General features: G+C 45.4%; 2 protein-coding genes. One reads left to right on the top strand and one right to left on the bottom strand.

The features are described 5' to 3' along the window. Positions 1–35 precede the first annotated feature (35 nt). Positions 36–458: a VOC family protein gene (locus B7X71_RS16615; RefSeq protein ID WP_293599029.1), complete on the top strand. Its 423-nt coding sequence runs from the start codon at positions 36–38 to the stop codon at positions 456–458. A 37-nt stretch (positions 459–495) separates the two neighbouring features. Here the strand turns inward: B7X71_RS16615 and B7X71_RS16620 are convergent. Further along, positions 496–1,581, bottom strand: a 1,086-nt coding sequence (locus B7X71_RS16620; RefSeq protein WP_293601550.1) for a class I SAM-dependent methyltransferase, incomplete at its 5' end; no start/stop codon positions are given.

The following is a 1,581-nucleotide window of genomic DNA, read 5'->3' on the forward strand; positions in this document are numbered from 1 at the left end:
GAAAAACTACAGTCAAAGCAAATATAAGGGTACCCATGTCAACCATCCAGCCATTCCATCTTGCCTTTCCAGTTAATGACTTAGCGGCAGCTCGCAGTTTTTACGGCACTACCTTAGGCTGTTCAGAAGGGCGCAGTTCAGACGAATGGATTGATTTTGATTTCTTTGGACATCAACTCGTTGCTCATCTTGCCCCTGAAGAATGCGGTCATGCAAGCTCAAATGAGGTTGACGGACATCAAGTTCCAGTAAAACATTTTGGGGTTGTTCTCACGATGCCGGATTGGCATGCATTAGCTGAAAAATTAACGCATAGCGGCATCAAGTTCATCATTGAACCGCAAATTCGCTTTAAGGGAATGGTGGGCGAACAGGCCACCATGTTCTTTTTAGATCCTGCTGGCAATGCTCTTGAATTCAAAGCATTTGAAGATCCTAGTCAGCTCTTTGCAAAATAAGCAATACAGGATCGATAGCCACTCTAAGTGGCTAGTTTTATTGGATTGCTAGGCGCCACAGAGAAGTGGTTTCGGCAGATCTTGCAAAGTACAGAAGATCAGATTGATCAAAAGGCTTATGGTGCTTTGGCTTAGTATCAATACGACCAATTACCTTAAGCCCTCCTGCCCCAATCCACTCCAGTAATTCTGTTCTAGTCCTTAATCCGAGATGTTCGGCTAAGTCAGACAAAATTAACCAAGCCTCTCCATCGGGTAGTAAATGGTTTTTTAGTTCACCCAAAAACCCTTTCAGCATTTGGCTCTCAGGGTCATAAACAGCATGCTCCAAAGTGGAACTCGGTCTTGCAGGTATCCATGGAGGATTGCAAACAATCAAAGACGCCTTCTCTTGCGGAAATAAATTAGCCTTGATGATTTGGATGCTGGAATCCAAACTCAATCGCTTAATATTTTCTTTAGCACAAGCAAGCGCTCGATCATCTTGATCAGTGGCAACAATCTTTTGTACGCCTCGCATTGCCAAGATAACTGACAACACACCAGTCCCTACGCCGATATCAAAAGCGATGGACTCTTTTTCGAGTAATTTAGGCAACGGAACACTACAAACTAACTCGAGATACTCCCCGCGTATCGGCGAGAAAACACCATAATGGGGGTATATAAAAATAGGTTCGCCTTCCTCATCAGCGAGAACGGGTACACCATTTTTACGCCACTCATGTGCACTGATCACTCCCAAGAGCTCACGCAAGGAAATCACATAGGATTCAGTAGTGGGGCCATATGCCTCTTGGCAAGCCACCGAAACATCAGGCGCTCTTCGCAAGGAGATGGAGTGATCAGCATTGCATTCAATCAATAACATTCCCAATATTCGCGCGCGCTGGGACTGAATCAAACGATGCTTGTTAAATAGATCAATCGAGGTTGGTGATTGAAGATCACCGGAAGATTGATCTGCTCTCTTTCCAGCACGCTTAGATTTCTTAGAGGGCTTATCAACGCGCCTTACCAAGGCCTGTAACAACTGACGGGCATTTTGGAAATCACCTCGCCAAAGGATGGCAGTGCCCTCACAAGCTAGACGATAGGCATCATCTGCCGTGAGGGTGTCATC

It is taken from the genome of Polynucleobacter sp. 39-46-10 (assembly GCF_002282275.1).

What these genes read in the sequence shown, in the direction of transcription:
- B7X71_RS16615 (WP_293599029.1), top strand. Translation starts at nt 36, where the DNA reads ATGTCAACCATCCAGCCATTCCATCTTGCCTTTCCAGTTAATGACTTA.